The organism is Oerskovia enterophila (assembly GCF_001692445.1).
Classification (GTDB): Bacteria; Actinomycetota; Actinomycetes; order Actinomycetales; family Cellulomonadaceae; genus Oerskovia; species Oerskovia enterophila.
The window spans coordinates 26,261-49,641 of sequence record NZ_MAQA01000037.1; the positions used below are offsets into that span (position 1 = coordinate 26,261).

The following is a 23,381-nucleotide window of genomic DNA, read 5'->3' on the forward strand; positions in this document are numbered from 1 at the left end:
GTGATGCGGGAAGACCGTCAGTCTAGACCGGGGCGGAGTCCGTGGCGAGAGGCGCGGGCACGACCCACACACGCGACGCCGCCGGCAGTCCCAGGTGGACCGGGCTCGCGTCGCTCCCCCACGTGATCGCCATGGTGCCCGCGTACTCGCGCCGCTCGTGCACGCGGACCTCGGCGTCGAGGCCCAGGCCCAGCTCGGCCAGGTAGCGCAACACGTCCGGGTCCGAGTCCGAGATCCGCGCCACGACCGCGCACGCCCCCGCGTCGAGCTCCGAGAGCCGGATCGCCGCCGGACGCGGGACGAACCCGGACGCCGTGGGGATCGGGTCGCCGTGCGGGTCGCGCGTGGGATGGCCGAGCAGGGCGTCGATGCGGTCGAGCATCAGGTCCGAGACCGCGTGCTCGAGCACCTCGGCCTCGTCGTGGACCTCGTCCCACGAGTAGCCCAGCTCCGAGACCAGGTACGTCTCGAGGATCCGGTGCCGACGGACCATCGCGACCGCGTGCGATCGCCCGAGGTCCGTGAGCTCGATCGCACCGTAGCGCGCGTGCACCAGGAGCCCCTGCGACGACAGGCGGCGCACGGTCTCCGAGACGGTCGAGGCCCCGACGCCGAGCCGGTCCGCGAGGAGCTTGGTGGTCACCGGCTCGTCGGACCACTCCTGCGCGGACCACACCACCTTGAGGTAGTCCTGGGCGACGGAGGTCAGGTCGAGGGGATGGTCCACGGCGCCCACTCTATTTCACGGCCCTCCCCCGGGGCCGGGAGGACCGAGGTCCGGACGCCGGCGCGCACCCGGCGCCCGCCCCCTCGCCACACCCCGGTCACCTCACCCCGCGACCAGCTCCGCGCGCTCGCGCTCCGCCGTCGGGCCGGAGGACGGCACGACGCGCGGGCGGCGCGCCAGGTGCACCACGTACGCGACCGCGAACACGATGCCCTGCGCCACCACGATCGTCGCGGCGCTCGCGGTGTCGAGGTAGTAGCTCGCGTAGATCCCCACGACGGCGCACCCGACCGCGACGAGCGGCGCGACCACGAGCATGCGCGACATCCGGTCGACCAGGAGGTAGGCCGTCGCGCCCGGCGTGATGACCAGGGCCACCACGAGCACGACCCCGACCGCCTGGAGCGCGACCACCACGGTCAGCGCGAGCGACCCCAGGAGCAGCGCTGACAGCCGCCGCGGCGAGATCCCGACGGCGTGCGCGTGCACGGGGTCGAACGCGAACAGCGTCAGGTCGCGCCGCTTGAGCACGAGCACCACGGTCGTCAGCGCGCCCAGGACCACGACCTGCCACAGGTCCGTGTCGGTGATGCCCAGCATGTTGCCGAACAGGATGTGCCCCAGGTCGATCTGGCTCGGGGTCACCGAGATGAGCACGATCCCGATCGCGAAGAGCGTCGTGAAGACCACGCCGATCGCCGCGTCCTCCTTGAGCCGGCTCGTGTCGCGCACGGTCCCGATCAGCGCGACCGCACCGACCCCGAACACGAGCGCCCCGATCGCGAACGGCACCCCCACCACGTACGACAGGACCACGCCCGGCAGCACCGCGTGCGACACCGCGTCGCCCAGCAGCGACCAGCCGATCATGATGAGCCAGCAGCTCAGGAGCGCGCACACGATGCTCGCGACGACCGCGACGAGCAACGCGCGCTGGACGAACTCGTACCCGAGCGGCGCGGCGAGCCAGTCCCCCGCGCTCGCGAGAAGGTCGACGGGGTTCAACGGGCTGCTCCTTCGGACGGGGCGTCGGACGGGTCGGCGACGGCCGAGCCGTCGTCGGCGACACCAGAGGTGGTGGTCGAGGCACCCGAGCTGTCGCTCGCACCTTCGCGGCGCGCCGACGCGAGCGGGTCGATCCCGAACGTGCGCGCGAGGTTCTCGGGGCGCAGCACCACGTCGGGCGGCCCGGTCATGATGATGCGTCGCTGGAGGAGGATCGCGTCGTCCACGAGGTCGGGCAGCGACGCGAGGTCGTGCGTCGAGACGAGCACGGCGCACCCCGCGGCGGCGAGGCTCCGGAGCACCGAGGTGATCTGCGCCTCCGAGACCTTGTCGACCCCGGCGAAGGGCTCGTCGAGCAGCAGCAGCCGCGCGCCCTGCGCGATCGCGCGCGCCACGAAGACGCGCTTGCGCTGCCCGCCCGACAACCTCCCGATCTGCCGGTGCGCGAGGTCGGCGAGCCCCACGCGTTCCAGGGCGTCGGCCACGGCCCGCCGGTCCTCGGCGCGTGCGCGGCGCGTGGGTCCGAGCCCCCCGTAGCGCCCCATGGTCACGACGTCGCGCACGTCGACCGGGAAGGACCAGTCGACGTCCTCGGACTGCGGGACGTATCCCACGAACCCGTCCTTGCGCGCCGCGTCGGCGTCCCGGCCGTAGATCCGGACGTCGCCCACCTGGGTGACGCCGCTGCCGCGCGTCATGCCCATGACGGACCGGAAGAGCGTCGACTTGCCCGAGCCGTTGGCCCCGATGAGCCCTGTCACGGTGCCCGGGGCGAGCGAGAGGGCGACGTCCTCGAGGGCCAGCGTCTCGCGGTAGCGGACAGTGAGCCCGCGGACCGCCAGGGCGGCAGGTGCAGCGGGCTCAGCAGGCTCGACCGGTGCAGCGCTCCGGGCCAGAGCCGACCCCGCGTCCGTCCCTGGTGCCGCCGCACCGCTCCCGACGCCCGCGCTCACGACTCGCCCCGCAGACCCTCGCTGATCACGCGCGCGTCGTAGGCGAGGAGGTCGAGGTAGGTGGGGACGGCGCCGTCGGGCCGGGAGAGCGAGTCGACGTAGAGCGTGCCCGCGTAGGTCGCGCCCGTCTCCGCGGCGACCTGGCGCTGCGCGGAGTCCGAGACGGTCGTCTCGCAGAACACCGCGCGCACGCCGTTGTCACGCACGTGGTCGATCACGCCCGCGACCTGCTGGGGCGTGCCCTGCTGGTCGGCGTTGACCGGCCACAGGAACTTCTCGTCGAGCCCGACGTCACGCGCCAGGTAGGAGAACGCCCCCTCGCACGTCACCAGGACGCGCGACCCCGCGGGCACCTGCTCGACCTCGGCCGCGAGCTCGCGCCCCACGGCCTCGATGCGCTCGGCGTAGTCGGTCGCGTTCGCCCGGTAGTCCGCAGCGTGCGCAGGGTCCGCGACGGCGAACGCCTCGCCGATGTTGCGCGCATAGATCGCGCCGTTGACGGGCGACATCCAGGCGTGCGGGTTGGGCCGCCCGTCGTACGCACCCGAGGCGATCGAGAGGACCTCGACGCCGTCGGAGACCGTGACGTGGGGCGCGTCGAGGCGTGCGACGAAGGGTTCGAACCACTTCTCGAGCCCGAGCCCGTTGTCGAGGACCAGGTCCGCGCTCGCAGCTCGCCGCAGGTCCGCGGGCGTGGGTTCGTAGCCGTGGATCTCCGCGCCGACCTTGGTGAGCGAGGAGACCTCGACATGCTCCCCCCCGACCTCGCGGGCCATGTCGGCCAGGACGGTGAAGGTCGTCAGGACCTCGAGGCGCCCGACGGCCTCACCCTGGCCCGGTCGGTCGGCGGAGGCTCCGGCGGGCTCGCCCTGGGCGGCGTCGACAGTGCACGCCGCGGCGAGGAGCAGGGCTGCCAGGCCTCCGAGGAGGCCTTTCACCCCTGTGCGAAGTTGAAAGTTCGGCATACCGAACTTTAACCACGGAGGAGGTCCCGCGTCGAGTCCCCGGGACGGGCCGAACGGGTTCGTCGTACGTGCTCAGGGGGAGGAACGCTCTCAGGGGGAGGTTGGCGCCGGAGACGGCGCCCCTGGGACGCGCTCGAGCTCGAGCAGCATCTCGACCGTCCCCGAGGGCTCGACCGTCACGAACGGCAGCTCGGGCAGGTGCACGCCGTAGTCGACGAAGGTCACGGGGATCGCGCCGCTGACCTGGACCCCGTCGCCCGAGCGCCGCGCCTCGAGCGTCACGGTCACGGGCTCGGTCACGTCGCGGATCGTCAGCGTCCCGCGCGCCTGGACCGTGAGGGGCTCTTCGCGCTCCTCGACCCCCTCGAGGTCGACGGGCTCGGTGAGGATGAACACCGCGTCGGGGAAGACGTCGGTCTCGAGCAGGCGCCGGAACGCGTCGTCGCGCACCACGCTGCTGCTCGCGATCGACCCGGTCTTGACCGTGATCTCGGCCCGGACGAGCTCGCCGTCCGTCACGACGAGCGTCCCTCCGACCTCGTCCGTCCGACCGACGACCGTGCCCTTCTCACCGCTGAGCACCTCGTCCACCCGATAGCCCGCCTGCGACCCGGCGCCCACGACCCAGGTGCCGTCGGGGTTGAACGGGCCAGGGTCGGGTGTGGCCGTCGGGGAGATCGTCTCCCCCGGTGTCTGGAGCCCGAGCGGCGGCGGGGCCGTGCCGGCCGAGAGCCGAGCGACCACGTAGGGGCCCGCGAGCACGATCACCAGCGCCGCGACGATCGCGACGAGGATCCATCGGGCACCTCTGCTCATACCGCGTATTCTGCCGCGTCCGGGGACGGGGTCGGGACCGGCACCGGTCGATTCACCCGCTCCGTCGGAGTCGCGCACGAGCCCCTCACTCCTCCTTCGCGGAGTCGTCCGTGATGGTCGCGGCGGGCGCCCCGTCGGTCACGCCCGAGCCGTCCTGACCGTCGACGGCCCCGGTCCCGTCGGTGCCGTCACCGGTCCCCGTCCCGTCCGGCGCCTCGGTGCCCTCGCCGGTCCCGTCGAGGACCTCCTCCGGCACCGGCACCGGGAACGCCTCGCGGGGGCCGACCTGCGCGGAGCCGTCGGGGAAGACCTGCACGAGCTGCCAGTCGACGAACTCGCGCAGCACGGGGTCGAAGCGCAGGACGGTCATCTCCGCGACCCCCTTGAGCGGCCCGACGGTCGGCTCCCCCGACTCGGCCCCCGCGGTGCTCGCGTTGACGTACCGGATGCCCAGACCGAACTGCTCGGGCCCGCTGCGGCGGTGCGTGTGCCCCGAGACCTGCAGCGGGACGCAGCCCGTCTCGAGGGCCTCGTTCCCGGCGCGCGGCGAGTGCACGAGCAGGAGGTCGATCCCGTCCTTGGCGTCGCACGCGGCCTGCGCGAGCCGCTCGGCCTGCTCGGCGGGCGTCTCGGGACGGGCAGCCTTGGACCCGGCACCGATCCTCGTCTCGAGCGCGTCACGGTCTCCGAGGATGCGGACCCCGTCGACCTCGATCACGTCGCCGTCGAGGATCTTGACGCCTCGCTTGCGCTCCTGCGTCGAGGTCTCGACGCTGTCGTGGTTCCCGTCCGCGACGACCATCGTGGCACCGTCCGGGACAGCGGACGTGAACGAGTTCACGCAGAACTGCTCGACGCTCGTGCCGTTCATGGTCGTGTCGCCCGCGTTGAGCACGATGCTCGCCCCGGAGCGCTCGGCCGCGGTGCGGATCAGCGGGGTCATCCCGATGTTGCAGTGCAGGTCGCTCACCACGAGCATCGAGACGAGCTCGTCCTCGGGCGTCGCGGACGGCGACTCGGTCGAACCGGCCGAGGGGGTCGCGCCACGACGCGCGGCGGAGCCCTCCGCGCCCTCGGCGGCCCGGTCGCCCTCGCTGCCCGACGGCGCCTCGCCGGCCGGGTCCTCGGCCGCGCCGTCTGCGCCGGTCGGGTCGGCAGGGCCCGCCGGGACGCCCGCGACGCCGCCGTCGACCCCCTGCTGCCCTTCGGCGGGCGGTTCGGTGGCTGCGTCCCGCGCGGCCTGCTCGTCGGCCTCCCGCCGGGCGGCGACCTCCTCCTCGAGCACGTCGCGCTCGTCCCACGCGACGCCCAGCGCCGTGTTCGCGCGGGCATAGAAGGCCTCGTTGTCCTTGTAGGCGTTCATGAGCATGCCGCCGTAGGTGTCGACGACGCCCGCGAGGCGGCCCGTGATCCGGGCTCCCTCGAGCGGGGTGCCCGCGAAGACCGCCGATGCGGGGCGCGAGTCGGTCGTCGAGGGCTCCTCGGCCGAGGCGGACAGCGCACCGAAGACGAGCGAGACCACGACGACGCCCGCGGTGATCTCCCAGGTCCTCGGCGCGACCGCCTCGCCGATCTCACGCCGTCGGGCCGCTCCGAGGAGCAGGTAGAACCCCGCGCCCGCGCCCGCGACCACGAGGATCGCGAGGCCCGTCCGGCGCGCGGCGTCGGCCACGAGGCTGCGCGTGACCTGCTCGATCGTGTCCTGCGGTCCGCCGAAGAACTGCAGGTAGCCCTGGAGGTCCTGCGTGAGGGCGGCGATGGTCGTCGCCTGGTCGAACGCCGTGAGGTCCGCGGGGATCTCCTCGACCGTGATCCGTGCGCCGAGACCCGCCGGGAGCGGCGAGTCGATCTCGAGCGTGCCGAGCGGGCCGAGGTCGACCACGACGAGGCTGTCGGTCGTCACCTCGTACCGGGCCTCGTGCGGGCCCAGGCTGAGGTCCGCGGTCGCGGTGGTGACGCCGAACACGACGCACGGGACGAGCAGGGCGACGACGGACAGCGTGTAACGGACCCAGCGGGGCGGGGTGCGGCGGGGACGATTCATCACCTCTCACCCTTGCGGATCGGACGCCCGGATGCCAGCGGGCACGCTCGCCGGCATCCGGGTGAATCTCACGCCCGGGCGGGGCGCAGGGCCACCAGCGCGATGACCGACGCCACGAGCATGAGCCCGAAACCGATCCAGGACGTCGTCCCGACCCCGCTGCCGAACGCCTCGTGCGCCGAGGCGAGCAACGCCTGCGCCTGCTCGGTCGGCAACGTCTGCGCCACCTGCGTGGCGCCGCCGAGCGTCTCGGCGGCCGCCGCCGCGTCCGCGGCGGGCACCCCGTCGGGCACGACGACGTTGCGGTGGTAGGAGGCCGTGAGGATGCTGCCCAGCACCGCCGTGCCGAGCACGGCCCCGACCTCGTACGCGGTCTCGGAGATCGCCGAGGCGGCGCCCGCCTTGTCGGCGGGGACCGCCGAGACGATCAGGTCGTTCGACACGGTCTCCGCGGCGCCGATCCCGATCGCGAGGACCACGAACGCGACCACGAGCCCGGTCAGGGTGCTCGCCCCCGCGGTCAGGGCGACCATCGCGTACCCCGCGGCGGCGAACAGGATCGCGACCGCCACGACGTGGGACGGGCGCACCCTGCGCACGACCCGGACCACCAGGAGGCCCGCGACCACCATCGCGACCAGGCCCGGCAGGAGGGCGTAGCCCGCCTTCATGGGGCTCAGCCCCAGCACGAGCTGCACGTCCTGGGACACGAAGAACAGGAAGCCCACGAGCGAGAAGACCGAGAGCAGGTTGATGACCACGGCCCCCGAGAACTCGCCCTTGCGGAACAGCCGGACGTCGATCATGGGGTCCGGGCGCCCGAGCTGACGGCGCACGAAGATCCAGCCCGCCACGAGGCCGAGCACGAGCGCCCCGAACGCCAGCGCGCTGGGCCCGGACTTCGCGAGGGTCTTGATCCCGAGCACGATCGGCGCCATGGTCGCCATGGAGAGCACGATCGAGACCACGTCGACGCGGCCGGGGTTCGAGTCCTTGGACTCGGGCACGAAGACAGGCGCGAGCACGAGCAGCAGCACGAGGACGGGCACCGCCAGCAGGAAGACCGAGCCCCACCAGGCGTGCTCGAGCAGGAACCCGCCGGCGATGGGCCCGATCGCGTTGCCCGCGGCGAAGCCCGCTGCCCAGATCGCGATCGCGAGCCGCCGCTCCTCACGGTCGGTGAAGATGTTGCGCAGCAGCGAGAGCGTGGGCGGCATGATCATGGCGCCGAAGAACCCGAGCCCCGCGCGCGAGGCGATGAGCGCCTCGGCGCTCGGAGCGTAGGCCGCGACGACGGAGAGCAGAGCGAACCCGACCGCGCCGACGAGCAGGAGCCTGCGCCGGCCGATCCTGTCCGCGAACGAGCCCATCGAGACGAGCAGGCCCGCGAGCACGAGCGGGTAGATGTCGATCATCCACAGCAGCTGGGTCCCCGTGGGGCGCAGCACCTCGGAGATCTGCGGCAGCGCGAACGTCAGCACCGTGTTGTCGATCGAGACGAGCAGCACGGGGAGCATGAGCACGGCGAGCGCGACCCACCGGCGCCTGCGGGTCAGGGGCGTGCCACCGGTAGGGGTCGTGGGGTCCTGCGGTGCGCCGACGGGGCCGTTCGGGTCCCGGGGCGTCCGGTTGTCCTGGACGAGAGTCACGGGAGCGTCCTTTCACGTACGAGGACGGCTGGGGCGGCGCTGTGGCGCCGGACTGCCAACCGTCCAGACGGTATAGTAACCGTCCGGTCGGTACACTTTCAAGATGCCGCCGCCCCCCGCCGCTCGCGCCAAGGTCCTCGAGGCCTTCGCCACCCTGCTCGTGACCCAGGGAGAGCGCGCGACCACGCTCGACGCGGTCGCCGCCGAGGCCGGCGTGTCCAAGGGCGGCCTGCTCTACCACTTCGGGTCCAAGGTCGCGCTGGCCGAGGGGCTCATGGAGCACCTGCGAGACCTCACGGCCGCCGACGTCGACGCCATGCGCACAGCTCCCGCGGGCCCCGTGGACTACTTCATCCGCACGTCGGCCGACTCGGACAGCGACTTCGAGCTCGTCTACGTCGCGGTCTCGCGGCTCGCTCAGGGCAGCTACCCGCAGGCACGCGCCGCGCTCGACGACGCGCACGACGCCTGGGCCGGGGCCGTGCTCGAGGTCGTCGGCGACCCTGTGCTGACCCGCGCGATCATGCTCATCGGCGACGGCCTCTACGCCCAGGCGAGCGAGCACTTCGCGAGCGGCGCCTCGCCCGCGAACGCGGCGACGCCCCAGGGCGGGTCGATCGACGACCTGCTCGCCCTGATCGACCAGATGATCGCGCTGCGCGCACAGCGCGCCTGAGGCCGCCGGGCCCGCCCGCCACGGGCCTGGCGGCGCGTCGCCGTCGGGCAGGGCGCTCCTTCGTCGCCGGACATGCGAGAGGCGCCGTTCGCCCCCAGTGGCAACCGGCGCCTCTCCCTCCCGCACACCTCTATGCGGTACCCCCGCCCTGCGAGCAGCGCGGGGGATTCCCTCGTGCCTCGCCCGGGGCTCCCACGGTCCGTAGCGTGGTGCGTCCGGTACGACGACGGTCAGGGGGCCCGAGGGCCCACGAGCCAGTCTCCACTGTCTCGGCCCTGACCGCCAGGGTGACACGAGGCCGGAGGTCGGTTCGCACCGACCTCCGAGCAGCGGCAAGGCGTCCGGGGACGCCGTCGGTCGAGCCTCGGCCCGCCCGACGGCACCCCCGTCCCCCTCGTCAGGTCAGCCGACCCCGCCGTACGCGACGGTCCGGTCGACGCTCACCTTCTTCCCGTCCACGGTCCTGGTCACGGTGACCGTGACCTCACTCGCGGGGATCGTCGCGGCCCGAGCGTTGAAGCTCTGGCTCGCACTCTTGCCCGGCAGCACGCCGACGAACGTCTTGGTGCCGAAGGGCGTCGTGACGGCGACGTCGACCGGGACGTCCTCCTCGTTGACGGCGCGCACCGACAGGAGCACCGAGGCGCCGCTGCGCTTGGCCGAGGCCTCGGCCGAGAAGGCGATCTCCGGGGCAGGCTCGGCGCACGTGAACCTCGCGTCGCCCCACACGCCGTGCGCGCCGTTGATGGCGCCCGGGCTCGTGGGGTCGACGACCAGGTCGATGTACTGGGCCCCCGTGACGTCGACCGAGACCTGCTCGGTCGGGAAGCCCGCCTGGAACGTGGTGCCCTGGTACCGGTTGGCGCCGTCGACGTCCACCTTGAAGATCACCGACCCCTTGAAGGGGTCCTCGAGCCCGACGTCCGCGGTGAACGCCGTGCACTGCCCGCCGAGGTAGTACGTGATCTTCGACGCCGCGTGAACGCCCAGCCCCTTGGTGTAGGTCTTCTTGAGGTCGGGCGTCGTGTTGATGACGAGCGGCTTGTCCGGAGAGGAGGCCGAGTCCTTGTTGGCGACGTCCTTGCCGATCACGCCGTAGCCGTTGGTCGCCGACGTCCACGTGAGGTCGGAGGCCCAGACCGTGCCCTGCGGGGCCTCCGGCAGCCCGAGCGTGGCGACCTTCATCGCGAACAGCTTGGCGTTGGTCTGCACCGGGAACGTGACGGACCGCAGCTCCTTGGCCGGGTTGAGGATCACGGTGTCGGAGTAGACCTGGTACTTGTACGTCGGGTACTCGTACCCCGCCGGGTTGTTCTTGTTGTTGCGGCCCTGGCTCGCGACCGCGACGCTCGACCCGTTCAGCCCGCCCTGGAGCAGCCAGTTCGGGAAGAAGAACGACTGCTTGGACGTGGTGCCGTCCGCGTAGGTGATGGTCACCTCGGGAGTGACGCCCGCTCCGGCGGACGCCGAGCCGAGGAACGCGAGGTGCGTCCCCTTGCCCGAGAGCGCGACCGTCTGACCGTCGAGGGCCATCGAGTTCGCGACGCCCGGCGCTGCCGCGGGCCACGTGTACTCGATGGTGTCGTCGCCGCTCGTCACGGTCAGGGGTTCGCCCCACGTGGCCCCGGCGGCCGCGAGCGCGTCCTCCGAGAAGGAGGCTCCCCCGCCGTCGAAGTTGCCGGCGTCCTTGGTCGCGAGCGACGTGACGGACACGTGGTTGAAGGCTGCCGCCAGGGTGCCGTAGGCGACGTAGAGCTGGTTGGCCCCCGCCACCGTGCGCTCGTCGCCCGCCGCGTCGCGGTAGGTCGCACGCGCACCCACGGTCTGCTGCCCGGCCGCGGACCCCGCGGCCGGCGAGACCACCACGCGGGCCGTCACGCTCGCCCCCGGCGCGACCGAGGCCGCCGTCGTCCCGGTGCTGCTCACGAGCGTCCACCCCTGCGGGAGGACGGGTTCGATGACCAGGTCGGTCTTGGCCTTGGTCCCGGTGTTGGTGAAGGTGAGCTCCGCCGTCGTCTCCTGCCCCTGGAAGACCTGGGCCGCGAGGCCCACGGTCACCGAGGCACGGCCCGCGTCGGAGTCCTTGCCGCCGACCGCGCTGGTCCCGGCCAGGACGACGGTCGCCGAGGCGTCGGACGAGATCGCGCCGAGCTTGACGCGGACCACACCACCCGGTGCCGACGCGTCGTAGAACCATCCCGTCGTGGCGGACTCGAGGGCCGCCGCGTCGGCGACCTGCGTGAGCGCCGCTCCCCCGACCGTGACACCCGAGGGCGCCGAGCCGGTGTGGACGTCGAGCAGGTACGGGCGCGCCGCAGCCTTGCCCGCGTAGTCCCCGACCCGCTCGCCGACCGTGACCGTCACGTCACCACCGTCCTGCTCGGGGGCCGAGACCGTGAGCTCCTGGGACGACGTCGCGTCGTCCTTGTAGGCACGCGTGAGCTTGTCGTCCTCGTACAGCGTGAAGCTCTCGTCGCCCTGGGGGTAGACGTCGAGCGTGATCGCCGAGTCCTCGGGCACGAGCGACGCGTTGCGCGCCACCAGGCCCTGCGGGACGACCGCACCCGCCCGCACGAACACGGGCAGCGTGTCGAGCGGGGCGCTGTACCCGTTGAGCACGCGACCGCCGTCGAGCACGTCGCCCGTCCAGTAGTCGACCCAACGCCCCTCGGGCAGGTAGATCCCGTTGCGGATCTCCGAGTCGGAGAACACGGGCGCGACGAGGAAGTCCTCGCCGAGCAGGAACTCGTTGTTCGCCTCGGCCCCGTAGGACATGGGGTCCTGCGGGTACTCGAGCGCGAGCGAGCGCATCATGGGCGTGCCCGTCTCGTGGGACCCGGCCGCGAGCGTGTAGATGTACGGCATGATCCTCTGCCGCAGCTGGAGGTACTTGCGGTTGATCTCGGTGGCCTCGTCGCCGTAGAGCCATGGGCGCTTGTCGACCGACGCCCAGCCGCTCATCGAGTACAGGGCCGGCGCGAAGGCCTTCCACTGCAGGTCGCGCACGTAGGACTTCGTCGACCCACCGAAGATCCCGTCGACGTCACCCGTGCTGAACGCGAGCCCCGAGTTCCCGGCCCCCGTGAGCGCCGAGATCTGCCAGCGCACCGCGTCGAGGTTGCCCGAGTGGTCACCCGTCCACTGCATGCCGCACCGCTGCGACCCCGCCCATCCCTCGACCATGAGGGACGTGCCGCGCGCGTCCGAGTAGTCCTCGAAACCCTTGTAGGCGGACTCGCAGCCCGTCAGCGCCATGCGGTAGCCGTTGCCGACCCACGCGACGTCGAGCTTGCGCATGCGCACGCCCGCCTCGCCGACCTCGTACTCCTGGTTCGTGAGCGACCGCTGGGTCCACAGGCCCGTGACCAGGTCCGAGTCCTCGGCGATCTGGGCGACCGTCTCCGGCAGGTCCTGGTACTCGCAGCCGTAGCCGTCGTTGACGAGCATCCAGCCCGCCGGCATGTCGTTCTCCTTGAAGCGCGCGGCCGTGATCGCCGCCTGCGGCGTCTTCTGCTTGATCCCCTCCGGGTCGCCGAAGCCCGACGACGAGTACGTGGGGTTGGAGCGGTTGTAGCAGTCGGCGTCCCCGTACTCGAGGGCGTAGACGGGCGGCATGAGGGGGCGGCCCGTGAGCTGGGTGTACCCGTCGAGCGCGCCCTTGTAGTCGCCGACGAAGTAGTAGGCGTCGAAGCGCCGCTCCTCGTGGGTCGTCGTGGCCTCTTCCGTGAAGGCGTAGGTCCCTCGGGCGAACGTGTTGCGCAGCGCTCCGTAGCCGTTCGACGTCATGTAGTACGGCACCGCGTTGGGGTAGCCGTCGTCGTCCCAGTCGAAGTTCCGCGCGATGTTGATGGTCGCGCCCGTGTGGATCGAGCGGCCGTTCTGCATGCCGCCGCCGAGGAACTGCTCGTCCGACGCCGTGCGCAGGTGCTGGGTCGCGGACGAGGCACCGAACGAGAGGGGCGCGGACTCGTCCCAGACCACCGAGCCGTCGGCCCGCACGAGCGTCATGCGGCCCGTGGCCTTGTCGATCTTCAGGGTGACCTTCGCGGTCGCGAGCGTGATGGTCGCGCCGTCGGTCACGGTCGGCGTGGTGCCTGCGAACTCGTCGAGCCCGACGACGATGTTCGCCGTGCGCGTCGCGTCGCCCTGGGGCGTGTTCGCCGGGTCGGAGAACGTCCCCGAGGGGTCGGCCTCGACGCGCAGCGTCTCGTCGTCGAGGAACGTCACACGGTAGGCGCCGGTGCCCGCCGTGAGAGTCACCTTGTTGCCGACGGCCGTGACCTGGGTGATCGCCCCGAGCGGCTTGCCCGCCGCATCCACGGGGACCTCGGGGGTCACGGGCTTGGGGGCGGCGGCTGCCGCGAGCGAGGTCGCTGCCGGCGCGGCGGGTGCCGCGCCGGCAGGGACGGAGACGAGGCCTGTGCCCACGAGCGCCAGTGCGGCGATCGAGGCAGCGAGGACTCGGGATGAAGGCGGTGCGCCGCGACGGGGGGTCGCGGGGCGGCGCTGTACGACCGGTTTCATTGAGCTCCCTTGCCTAATGACTGGTTGTGCGTGTTTTAGCCTTGAACCACGCACTAAGAATCAGTCACCTCGACGTCGGAGGCAAGAGATACGGAAGTACTAGCGCAGATGTACAACTTTCAACCAGGCCTCGGCGAGGAGGTCGTGGCCCGCGGGCGTGGGGTGGACTCCGTCGTACGCCCACGCCTGCGGACCCAGCCCGCTCGTCGTGACGGCCTGGGCGAAGGGCCCGTCGGTCGCCACGAGCGGCAGGCCGTAGGACCCGGCGAGTCGGCGCACGACCTGGATCTTCGGGTCGAGGTCCTCGCGCCAGCCCCACTGCTCCGGGCGCACGGGCACCAGGAACGGCTCGACGAGGACGAGCGCCGCCTGCGGAGCACCGGCGAGCGTGCGGTCGAGCAGGTCGCGATACCCGGCCTCGAAGTCCTCGGCACTCGTCTCGTCGCCCGCGTCGTAGCGGCGCCACGTGTCGTTGATGCCGATCTTGATCGAGACGAGGTCGGGCTCCAGCGCGAGGACGTCCTGGTCCCAGCGCGCCTGGAGGTCGACCACCCGGTGGCCACCCACCCCCCGGTTCAGGACAGTGACGCCGCGACGCCCGCACACGCCCGCGACACGGGCCGCATAGCCGTGCCCCAGGCCGAACTCCCCCTCGGCGAGGCGACCCGCGTCGGTGATCGAGTCACCGATCAGCACGACCCGCGAGCCCGGGCCGAGCGACGGGCCGCTCACGCGACACCGCCCCGCACACCCTGGGACTCCTGGGCACCGGCGGCCGTGGCCGCGGCGACACGTCCCTCCTCGACCGTCGAGGCCATCTGCGTGAGCGCGTCCCGGAGGGGCGCGTAGTGCGCGACGACGGCGTCGCGGTAGGCCTCGGCGTCCCCGGCCTCGGCCGCGCGGAGCATGGCCCCGTGCGCCTTGGCCGTGAGGTCGATCTGGTCGGGGGCCGGCAGGCCGAGCTTGGGCGACACGACCTGGTGCACGTCCCAGAAGGCGGTGCCCAGCTGGGCCACCAGGAAGTTGTCGAGGTGGGCGAGCAGGTGCGAGTGGAACGCGCGGTCCTCCTCGAAGAAGTCCTCGCCCGCGCGCGCCTTGCGCTCCATCTCCGCGACGAGCCGCTCGAGCTCGGGGTTCCTGCTCCCGGCCATCTCCGTGACGATCTGCTCGGCCATCGAGATGTCGAGCGCCTGGCGGACCTCGACGACCTCGCGCAGCGCCGAGAAGTCGTCGCCCGGGATCAGGACCCCGCGGAAGACGAGCCCCTCGACCAGCGGCTTGAGCGAGAGCTGCCCCACGTACGTGCCGTACCCGTGCCGCACCTCGACGATGTCGAGCGCCGCGAGCGTCCTGATCGCCTCCCGGACGTTCGACCGGCTGACGCCGAGCAGCGAGCACAGCTCGGCCTCGGTGGGCAGCAGGTCTCCGGGCCGCAGGTGGGCCCGCAGGATGTACTCCTTGATCTGCTCCGTCGTCGTCGGGGGACGAACCCCCTGTCGAGCGAATCCCCCATGATCCACGGGATCGGTAGCTGTCATGCGCCTTGACCTCCTCAGGAATTGCCTCTACCGTTCAACCCTACCAGCGTCAGACATCAGACGTCCTATATCTGGAGAGTTCATGGCTACCTCGATGGCGAATAGCACGAACGCGACCGACACCTCTCGCCGCAGCTTCCTCAAGCTCGCCGGAGTGATCGGCGCCGGAGCAGTCCTGGCGAGCGCGGTCGCCGCCTGCGGCGGACCTGCGTCCACCTCGGCCGACCCGCAGACCACCCCCGCCGGCAGCGGGGCCAAGCCCAACCTCGACGGCACGATCGAGGCCGGCATCTCGTACGCCCTGTCCACGGGCTTCGACCCCATGACGACGTCGGGCGCCGTGACCATGGCCGCCAACTGGCACGTCCTCGAGGGGCTCGTCGAGCTCGACCCCGCAGCCCGCACGCCCTACGCCGCGCTCGGCAAGGAGCTGCCCAAGAAGATCGACGAGACCACCTGGGAGGTCACGCTCCGCGACGGGGCCACCTTCCACGACGGCTCCCCCGTCACGACCGACGACGTCGTCTTCAGCTTCAACCGCGTCCTCGACCCGGCGAACGCCTCGCTCTACTCCCAGTTCCTGCCGTTCCTCGCCTCGGTCACGGCAAAGGACGACAAGACGGTCACGTTCACGCTCAACTACCCGTTCGGGCTGTTCGTCGACCGCGTCTCGGTCGTCAAGATCGTCCCGAAGGCCATCGTCGAGGCCGACCCCAAGGCGTACGACTCGCTGCCCGTCGGCACCGGCCCGTACAAGCTCACGAGCGCCACGGTCGACGACAAGATCACGTTCGAGCGCTTCGACGCGTACAACGGTTCGCGCCCGGCGCTCGCCAAGGCCATGACCTGGAACCTGCTCTCCGACGCGGCCGCCCGCGTGACCGCGGTCGAGTCGGGTCGCGTCCAGTCGATCGAGGACGTGCCCTACCTCGACGTCGAGCGCCTCTCCAACGCCGTCACGGTCGAGTCGGTCCAGTCGTTCGGCCTGCTCTTCATGATGTTCGACTGCACCAAGGCGCCGTTCACGGACAAGCGCGTGCGCCAGGCGTTCTTCCACGCGCTCGACATGGACAAGATCATCAGCACGGGCCTGCTGGGCAACGCGACCGCGGCCACGAGCTTCCTGCACAAGGAGCACCCGTCCTACGTCGAGGCCGGCACGGTCTACACGTACGACCCGGCCAAGGCCAAGAAGCTCCTGACCGACGCGGGCGTGAGCGACCTGTCGATCACCCTCCTGACGACCGACACGAGCTGGGTCAAGGACGTCGCCCCGCTCATCAAGGAGGACCTCGACGCGGTCGGGATCTCCACGACGCTCGACATCGGCCAGTCCGGCGGCCAGTACAAGAAGGTCGACGACGGCCAGCTCGAGGTCATGGTCGCCCCGGGCGACCCGTCGGTCTTCGGCAACGACCCCGACCTCCTCCTGCGCTGGTGGTACTCGGGCTCGGTGTGGCCGGTCAAGCGCTACCGCTGGGCCAGCACGCCCGAGTTCGCCGAGGTCACGCGCCTGCTCGACGCGGGCGCTGCCGAGCAGGACGCGACCGAGCAGAAGAAGACCTGGGGCGAGATCTACGACATCCTCTCGGACGAGGTCCCGCTCTACCCGCTGCTGCACCGCAAGCTCCCCACGGCCTGGGAGGACTCCGCGCTCACCGGGTTCAAGCCCATCCCCGTCACGGGCCTGTCCTTCCTGGACGTCTCCCGCACCGCCTGACGTCCCCGTGTTCCGGGTGGCGGCGGCGCCCCTCCCTGCGCCGCCGCCACCCACCCCGACCCCGAGGAGTACCGCGTGACCGCGCTCCTACGACTGACCGGACGACGTCTGCTCGCCCTGCCCGTCATGATCCTGGGCATCACCCTGCTCGTCTTCGTCGTCATGCAGTTCGCGCCCAGCGACCAGGCGACCAACGCCCTCGGCGAGTCCGCCACGGACGCGGCCAAGGAGGCCTACCGCGCGGCGAACGGTCTGAACGACCCGATGCTCGTGCAGTACGGCAACTTCCTGGCCGGCCTCGTGCGCGGCGACATGGGCATGACCGTGCCGCCCTCCCAGCCCGTGAGCGAGCTCATCTCGAACGCGTTCCCGCTCACCCTCCAGCTGACCTTCATGGGGCTGGCGATCGCCGTCGTGCTGGCCCTGGTGCTCGGCGTGAGCGCCGCGCTCTACCGCGACCGGTGGCCCGACCAGGTCATCCGCGTCCTGTCGATCGCGGGCGTCGCGACGCCGTCCTTCTGGCTCGCGATCCTCCTCATCCAGCAGTTCTCGCTGCGCCTCGACTGGTTCCCCTCGGGCGGCTACACGAACCCCGCCGACGACTTCGGGATGTTCCTCGCCTCGATGTTCCTGCCCGCGCTCTCCCTCGCGATCCCCGTCGCGGCGTCGCTGACCCGCGTGGTCCGCACCGCCATGGTCGAGGAGCTCGACCGCGACTACGTGCGCACCGCGATCGGCTCGGGCCTGCCCCGCGGCGTCGTCGTGGGACGCAACGTCCTGCGCAACGCGCTCATCACGCCCATCACGGTGCTGGGCCTGCGCGTCGGCTACCTCATGGGTGGCGCGGTGATCATCGAGGTCATCTTCGACCTGCCCGGGATGGGCAAGCTCATCCTCAACGGCGTGACCGCGAGCGACACGGCCCTGGTGCAGGGAGTGACGCTGACCGTCGCCCTGACCTTCGTGGTCGTCAACATCCTGGTCGACCTCCTCTATCTCGTCGTCAACCCTCGAATCCGGACGGTGTGACATGCGTCGGAAGCTGACAGAACGACTGTCCCGCCCGGGTCTGCGCCTCGCCGCTCTCCCCCTGGGCTCCAAGATCGCCCTGGCGTTCGTGCTCCTGGTCGCGCTCCTGGCGATCTTCGCCCCGCTCGTCGCGGCCTACGACCCGCTGCAGTCGGGCACCCCGGCCCAGCCGCCCTCGGGCGAGCACTGGTTCGGCACGGACCGCACGGGTCGCGACATCTTCTCGCGCATCGTCTACGGTGCTCGCTACTCGCTCGTGATCGGCCTGGGGGCCACTGCCGTGGCCCTGGTCGCCGGTGCGATCCTCGGTTCGGTCGCCGCGACGGCCCACAAGGCCGTGAGCGAGACGCTCATGCGCATCCTCGACATCATCATGGCCTTCCCGGGCATCGCCCTGGCCGTGGTCTTCGTGGCCGTGTGGGGCAAGTCCCTGCCGGTCCTCATCTTCACGATCGCGTTCCTCTACACCCCGCAGATCGCCCGCATCGTCCGCGCCAACGTCCTGAGCCAGTTCGGCGAGGACTACGTGTCGGCCGAGAAGGTCATCGGCGCGCGGACGTCGTTGATCCTGATGAAGCACGTGGCCCGTAACTGCATCGCCCCGATCATGGTGTTCGCGACCGTGCTGGTCGCCGACGCGATCGTGTTCGAGGCGAGCCTGTCGTTCATCGGCGCGGGCGTGCAGGACCCCGAGCCCTCGTGGGGCAACGTCATCGCCTACGGTCGCAACCTGCTGCTCAACGGCGGCTGGTGGGCGACGTTCTTCCCGGGCATGGCGATCCTCCTGACGGTCCTCTCGCTCAACGTCCTGTCCGAGGGCCTGACGGACGCGATGGTCCGCCCCGCGGCCCGCAAGCCGGCCGAGGCTCGTGCCGCGGCCGCTGCGTCCGAGGACGCCGCGCACGCCACGGACCCGCTCACGGAGCCCGACGCCGACGCTCCCCTCGAGTACTCGGGTGCGGCCGACCTGCGCGAGCCTCGCGTGCTCGACGAGCTGGTCGCGGACACCTCGGTCATCCCCGACCCGCAGCTCGCGGTCGCGGCGGCCGCCGCCCAGCGCGAGGCCCTCGCGGTCCAGCTCGAACGCCTGCGGGTGGCAGAGCGCGAGCGCTCCGACCGCCTGGTCTACACGGGCGACGCCGCTCCCCTGCTCGAGGTCAAGAACCTCTCGATCCGGTTCCCCGAACGGCACGGCGACGTGGCGGTCGTGGACGACATCAGCTTCGCGGTGCGCCCCGGGGAGACCATGGCGCTCGTGGGCGAGTCGGGCTGCGGCAAGTCGCTCACGAGCCTCGCGGTCATGGGCCTGCTGCCCGCGTCCGCGCAGGTCACGGGCGAGATCCTGCTCGACGGCGTGGACCTGCTCACGGCGACCCCGGCCCGCCGGAACGCTCTGCGCGGCCACGAGATGGCCATGGTCTACCAGGACGCGCTCAGCTCGCTGAACCCGTCGATGCTGATCCGCACCCAGATGGCGCAGCTCGTCAAGCGTGGCGGGACGCGCACCGCGGTCGAGCTCCTCGAGCTCGTGGGCCTCGATGCCCAGCGCACGCTCAAGAGCTACCCGCACGAGCTCTCGGGCGGCCAGCGCCAGCGCGTGCTCATCGCGATGGCACTGACCCGCGACCCACGCCTGGTCGTGGCCGACGAGCCGACCACGGCCCTCGACGTCACGGTCCAGAAGCAGGTCGTGGACCTGCTCAACGAGCTGCGCGACGAGCTCGGGTTCGCCATGGTCTTCGTGAGCCACGACCTGGCGCTCGTCGCCTCGCTCGCGCACCGCGTGACGGTCATGTACGCGGGCCAGGTCGTCGAGTCGGCCCCCGTGCCGAGCCTGCTCATGAACCCCCAGCACGAGTACACGCGGGGTCTGCTCGGGGCGGTCCTGTCGATCGAGTCGGGCGCCGAGCGCCTGCACCAGATCCCCGGCACGGTCCCGTCCCCGCGCGACTTCGCGACGGGCGACCGGTTCGCGCCTCGGTCCTCCCGACCGCAGGACGCGTTCGTGCCCAGGCCCCCGCTGCGCACGCTGCCGGGGACCGACCACCGCTATGCGAGCCACACGGAGTCGACCGAGAGCGGTCTCCTCGTCCAGGAAGGTGCCCGATGAGCGACGACACGCCCGTGCTCGAGCTGAAGGACGTGCACGTGGTGCACAAGGCCCGCACCGGCAAGCTCTTCCGCCCGGACCGCGTCCACGCGGTCGCCGGGGTGGACATGGCCGTGCGGCGCGGCGAGACCATCGGGATCGTGGGTGAGTCGGGCTGCGGAAAGTCGACGCTCGCGAAGGTCATGGTGGGCCTCCAGGCCCCCACGAGCGGCGACGTGGTGTTCAACGGCCGCAGCGTGCTCAAGCGCAACGCCCGCACCCGCAAGGAGTTCGGGCGCGCGATCTCGATCGTGTTCCAGGACCCGTCGACGGCCCTCAACGGCCGCATGCTGGTGCGCGACATCCTGCGCGACCCGCTCGACGTGCACGGGATCGGCTCGCCGCGCGACCGCGAGAAGCGCGTGTCCGAGCTGCTCGATCTCGTGGGTCTTCCCCAGTCGGCCCTCGACGTGCTGCCGAGCCAGGTCTCGGGCGGCCAGCGCCAGCGCGTGGCGATCGCCCGCGCCCTGGCGCTCGACCCGGACGTGATCGTCGCGGACGAGCCCACGTCGGCGCTCGACGTCTCGGTGCGGGCCCAGGTGCTCAACCTGCTGACCGACCTCAAGGCGCGCCTGAACCTCGGGCTCGTGTTCATCTCGCACGACATCCAGACCGTCCGGTACGTCTCGGACCGCATCGCGGTCATGTACTTCGGGAAGGTCGTCGAGGAGGGCATGGCCGAGGAGGTCTTCGACCACCCGACGAACGACTACACCCGGACCCTGCTCGGCGCCGCGCCGACGCTGCTCTGACGGTCCCCCCTCATCCACCCGGTGCCGGGCGGTCGTCCCGCCCGGCACCACCGCACCATCCTTGGAGTCCGCTGTGCCCACCCCGACCACGCCCACCTTCTCCGGCGTCATCCCTCCCGTCGTCACGCCTCTCACGGCGGACGGCGAGCTCGACCGCGCATCGTTCGAGCGCGTCATCACCAGCCAGCTCGACGCGGGCGTGCACGGCCTGTTCGTGCTCGGCTCGTCCGGTGAGGTCGCCTATCTCGACGACGCCCGTCGCACCCAGGTCATGGAGGCCGCCGTCGAGATCACGGCCGGCCGCGTCCCCGTCATGGCGGGCGTGATCGACCTGACGACGCACCGCGTCGCGGGCCAGGTCCGGCGCGCGGTCGACGCGGGCGTCGACGCGGTCGTCGCGACCGCCCCGCTGTACATCCGCACGAACGACGAGGAGATCGAGCGTCACTTCCGCGGCGTGGCCGCGGCGAGCGACCTGCCGTTGTTCGCGTACGACGTCCCGGTGTGCGTGCACTCGAAGCTCGACCTGGACATGCTGGTGCGACTGGGCACCGAGGGCGTCATCGCGGGCGTCAAGGACTCGAGCGGCGACGACGTCGGCTTCCGCCGCCTGGTCGCGGCGAACCGTGCCGCCGGCAGCCCGCTGCGCCTGTTCACGGGTCACGAGGTCGTGGTCGACGGCATGCTGCTGCTCGGCGCCGACGGCGTGGTCCCCGGCCTCGGCAACGTCGACCCGGCGGGCTACGTGCGCCTGTGGGACGCGGCGCAGGCCGGCGACTGGACCGCGGCGCGCGACGAGCAGGACCGGCTCGCGGCCCTCTTCGAGATCGTCTTCCAGCCTCGCGGCTACAGCGGCGGCGCGAGCGGCCTCGGCGCGTTCAAGACCTCGCTCCAGCTCCTCGGCCTGATCGAGTCCAACGTCATGACGACGCCGGCCCCCGCCCTGGAGGGCGAGGTCGTCGACCAGATCAAGGTGATCCTCGCGGAGGCCGGGCTGCTGTGACGAGCTCCCCGATCAGCCACCGCACCGCCGTCGGGATCGACCTGGGCGGCACCAAGATCGCCGCCGGGCTCGTGCGCGACGACGGCACGGTCCTCGCCCGGGCCGGGGTCCCCACCCCTGCCCGGGAGGGGGCGGCCGCGATCCTCGACGCGGTCGCGCGCCTGGTCGAGCTCGTCCTGCCCGACGGCGCCGACGCGCCCGGGTCATCCGGCTCGCCCGACCTCCTGGTCGGGGTGGGCATCGGCTCGGCCGGGGTGATCGACTCGGGCCGCGGGACAGTGGTCTCGGCGACCGACGCCCTCACGGGCTGGGCCGGGACCGACCTCGCGGGCGGGGTCGCGGCGCGGCTCGCGGCCTCCGGCAGCCTCGCGGCACGCCTGCCCGTGCTCGCCGAGAACGACGTGCACGCCCACGCGCTGGGCGAGCACTGGCTCGGCGCGTGCGCGGGGACGCGCACCGCGCTCGTGGTCGCCGCGGGCACGGGGGTCGGTGCGACGCTCCTGCTCGACGGCTCGCCCCAGCACGGCGCCCGGCACGTCGCGGGCCACCTGGGGCACCTTCCCGCCGCCGAGGCCGCCGGGCTCGCGTGCACGTGCTCACGCACGGGCCACCTCGAGGCCGTCGGGTCAGGTCCCGCGCTGCACGCGCTCTACCTGCGGCTCGGCGGCGACCCTGCGCACACGACGGCACGGGCCGTGTGCGAGGTCGCCGACGTCGACACGATCGCGCGGCACGCGGTCGTCGTCGCGGCGACCGCGCTCGGTCGCACGGTCGGCGGCGTCGCGAACATGCTCGACCCGGAGGTCGTCGTGGTCAGCGGCGGGCTCGCCGGGGCCGGGGCGCTCTGGTGGGACACCATGAGCGCCGCGCTCGCCTCCGAGCTCATGCCTCCGCTCGTAGGTCTGCCCGTGGTCCCGGCCGTGCTCGGCGGGGACGCCGCGGTCCTCGGTGCCGCCCGGCTCGCGCTCGCCGCGCACGACCGGACCCCTGGCGGCGCCACCGCCCTCCCGCACGACCCCGAGGTCGGCCTCGACCTCGTCACCGCTGTCCCGTCCGCCCCCTCGGCCCCCCGGAGGAACTCGTGACCGACCGCTCGTCGACACCGCCCGGCACCCCCGCCCAGGACCCCTTGATCGCCCTGCGCGGCGGGCTGGTCGTCTCGTGCCAGGCCTACCCGGGCGAGGCCATGCGCGACCCGCGCACCATGACCCAGGTCGCGCTCGCCGCTGTCGAGGGTGGTGCGGCGGGCATCCGCGTCCAGGGCATCGCCGACATCGAGCACGTCACGCGTGCGTTCGCGGAGCGCAGGATCACGGTGCCCGTCACGGGGCTGTGGAAGGACGGGTCCGACGGCGTCTTCATCACCCCGACCCTGCGCCACGCGGTCGCGGTCGCCGAGGCCGGCGCGACGATCGTCGCGATCGACGGGACCCGCCGCCCGCGTCCCGACCGCCTGAGCCTCGCGGGCACGGTCGCCGGGCTGCGCGAGCACACGTCCGCCCTCGTCATGGCCGACTGCGGGAGCCTCGACGACGCGCTCGCGGCCCTCGACGCCGGGGTCGACGTGGTCGGCACCACGTTGTCGGGGTACACGGGCGAACGTCCCCGCACCGACGGGCCCGACCTCGAGCTGCTCGCCGAGCTCGTCGACCGCCTCGACCTGCCCGTGATCGCCGAGGGCCGCGTCCACTTGCCCGCCCAGGCCCGGTCCGCTCTCGACGCGGGCGCGTGGGCGGTCGTCGTGGGGACCGCGATCACGCACCCCACGAGCATCACGGGATGGTTCGTCGACGCGCTGACGCGCTGACGCCCCCGCTCCTCCCGCCCGAAC

18 protein-coding genes are annotated in these 23,381 nt (G+C 72.1%); 8 read left to right on the top strand and 10 right to left on the bottom strand.

Features of this window, described 5'->3' with window-relative positions; all coding sequences use genetic code 11:
• Positions 1–22 precede the first annotated feature (22 nt).
• The 7 genes from OERS_RS14320 to OERS_RS14350 form a co-directional block, all read right to left on the bottom strand.
• Positions 23–727 carry a metal-dependent transcriptional regulator gene (locus OERS_RS14320; RefSeq protein WP_282956068.1) on the bottom strand — a complete coding sequence of 235 codons (705 nt, stop codon included), beginning with the start codon at positions 725–727 and terminating at the stop codon, positions 23–25.
• Between the two features lie 102 nt (positions 728–829).
• Entirely contained in the window at positions 830–1,732 is a 903-nt protein-coding gene (locus tag OERS_RS14325; protein WP_068626436.1) for a metal ABC transporter permease, read from the bottom strand.
• Complete coding sequence (locus OERS_RS14330; protein ID WP_083201485.1) at positions 1,729–2,628, bottom strand: metal ABC transporter ATP-binding protein; 900 nt, start codon at positions 2,626–2,628, stop codon at positions 1,729–1,731. Before OERS_RS14330 ends, OERS_RS14325 begins: the two co-directional genes overlap by 4 nt.
• Positions 2,629–2,681: 53 nt before the next feature.
• Positions 2,682–3,623 carry a metal ABC transporter substrate-binding protein gene (locus OERS_RS14335; protein WP_248948585.1) on the bottom strand — a complete coding sequence of 314 codons (942 nt, stop codon included), beginning with the start codon at positions 3,621–3,623 and terminating at the stop codon, positions 2,682–2,684.
• A 117-nt stretch (positions 3,624–3,740) separates the two neighbouring features.
• Positions 3,741–4,466, bottom strand: coding sequence for a YceI family protein (locus OERS_RS14340; protein ID WP_068626441.1), 726 nt, complete (start codon positions 4,464–4,466; stop codon positions 3,741–3,743).
• Between the two features lie 85 nt (positions 4,467–4,551).
• A complete protein-coding gene (locus OERS_RS14345; RefSeq protein ID WP_068626443.1) occupies positions 4,552–6,510 on the bottom strand; it encodes a metallophosphoesterase family protein in 1,959 nt (652 codons plus the stop codon).
• Between the two features lie 68 nt (positions 6,511–6,578).
• Positions 6,579–8,066: an MFS transporter gene (locus OERS_RS14350; protein WP_068626473.1), complete on the bottom strand. Its 1,488-nt coding sequence runs from the start codon at positions 8,064–8,066 to the stop codon at positions 6,579–6,581.
• A 196-nt stretch (positions 8,067–8,262) separates the two neighbouring features.
• On the opposite strand from OERS_RS14350, the gene OERS_RS22275 reads away from it, so the two are divergent.
• Positions 8,263–8,835 (top strand): TetR/AcrR family transcriptional regulator, encoded by a 573-nt coding sequence (locus OERS_RS22275; RefSeq protein ID WP_068626445.1) that lies wholly within the window; start codon positions 8,263–8,265, stop codon positions 8,833–8,835.
• A gap of 402 nt (positions 8,836–9,237) precedes the next feature.
• Here OERS_RS22275 and OERS_RS14360 read toward each other — a convergent pair whose 3' ends face one another.
• The 3 genes from OERS_RS14360 to OERS_RS14370 all read right to left on the bottom strand — a co-directional run bounded on the left by OERS_RS14360 (position 9,238) and on the right by OERS_RS14370 (position 14,897).
• The gene (locus OERS_RS14360) at positions 9,238–13,263 is read right to left on the bottom strand and encodes an NPCBM/NEW2 domain-containing protein (protein WP_068626447.1); all 4,026 of its coding nucleotides are present in this window, start codon (positions 13,261–13,263) and stop codon (positions 9,238–9,240) included.
• A 195-nt stretch (positions 13,264–13,458) separates the two neighbouring features.
• Positions 13,459–14,091: an SGNH/GDSL hydrolase family protein gene (locus tag OERS_RS14365; RefSeq protein WP_068626449.1), complete on the bottom strand. Its 633-nt coding sequence runs from the start codon at positions 14,089–14,091 to the stop codon at positions 13,459–13,461.
• Positions 14,088–14,897 carry a FadR/GntR family transcriptional regulator gene (locus OERS_RS14370; protein ID WP_082608883.1) on the bottom strand — a complete coding sequence of 270 codons (810 nt, stop codon included), beginning with the start codon at positions 14,895–14,897 and terminating at the stop codon, positions 14,088–14,090. Before OERS_RS14370 ends, OERS_RS14365 begins: the two co-directional genes overlap by 4 nt.
• Positions 14,898–14,991: 94 nt before the next feature.
• Between OERS_RS14370 and OERS_RS14375 the strand changes: the two genes are divergently transcribed.
• From OERS_RS14375 to OERS_RS14405, 7 genes are all read left to right on the top strand, one after another.
• Positions 14,992–16,617, top strand: a complete 1,626-nt coding sequence (locus OERS_RS14375; protein ID WP_068626453.1) for an ABC transporter substrate-binding protein — start codon at positions 14,992–14,994, stop codon at positions 16,615–16,617.
• 75 nt (positions 16,618–16,692) lie between these two features.
• Positions 16,693–17,646 (top strand): ABC transporter permease, encoded by a 954-nt coding sequence (locus OERS_RS14380; protein WP_139107857.1) that lies wholly within the window; start codon positions 16,693–16,695, stop codon positions 17,644–17,646.
• Position 17,647: 1 nt separating this feature from the next.
• Entirely contained in the window at positions 17,648–19,756 is a 2,109-nt protein-coding gene (locus OERS_RS14385; protein ID WP_068626455.1) for a dipeptide/oligopeptide/nickel ABC transporter permease/ATP-binding protein, read from the top strand.
• Positions 19,753–20,547, top strand: a complete 795-nt coding sequence (locus OERS_RS14390) for an ATP-binding cassette domain-containing protein (RefSeq protein WP_068626458.1) — start codon at positions 19,753–19,755, stop codon at positions 20,545–20,547. The genes OERS_RS14385 and OERS_RS14390 overlap by 4 nt, the downstream gene beginning before the upstream one ends.
• A 73-nt stretch (positions 20,548–20,620) precedes the next feature.
• Entirely contained in the window at positions 20,621–21,550 is a 930-nt protein-coding gene (locus tag OERS_RS14395; RefSeq protein ID WP_068626460.1) for a dihydrodipicolinate synthase family protein, read from the top strand.
• Positions 21,547–22,635 carry an ROK family protein gene (locus OERS_RS14400; RefSeq protein WP_068626461.1) on the top strand — a complete coding sequence of 363 codons (1,089 nt, stop codon included), beginning with the start codon at positions 21,547–21,549 and terminating at the stop codon, positions 22,633–22,635. Before OERS_RS14395 ends, OERS_RS14400 begins: the two co-directional genes overlap by 4 nt.
• Positions 22,632–23,357 (top strand): N-acetylmannosamine-6-phosphate 2-epimerase, encoded by a 726-nt coding sequence (locus OERS_RS14405; protein WP_068626463.1) that lies wholly within the window; start codon positions 22,632–22,634, stop codon positions 23,355–23,357. Before OERS_RS14400 ends, OERS_RS14405 begins: the two co-directional genes overlap by 4 nt.
• The last annotated feature ends 24 nt before the right edge of the window (positions 23,358–23,381 follow it).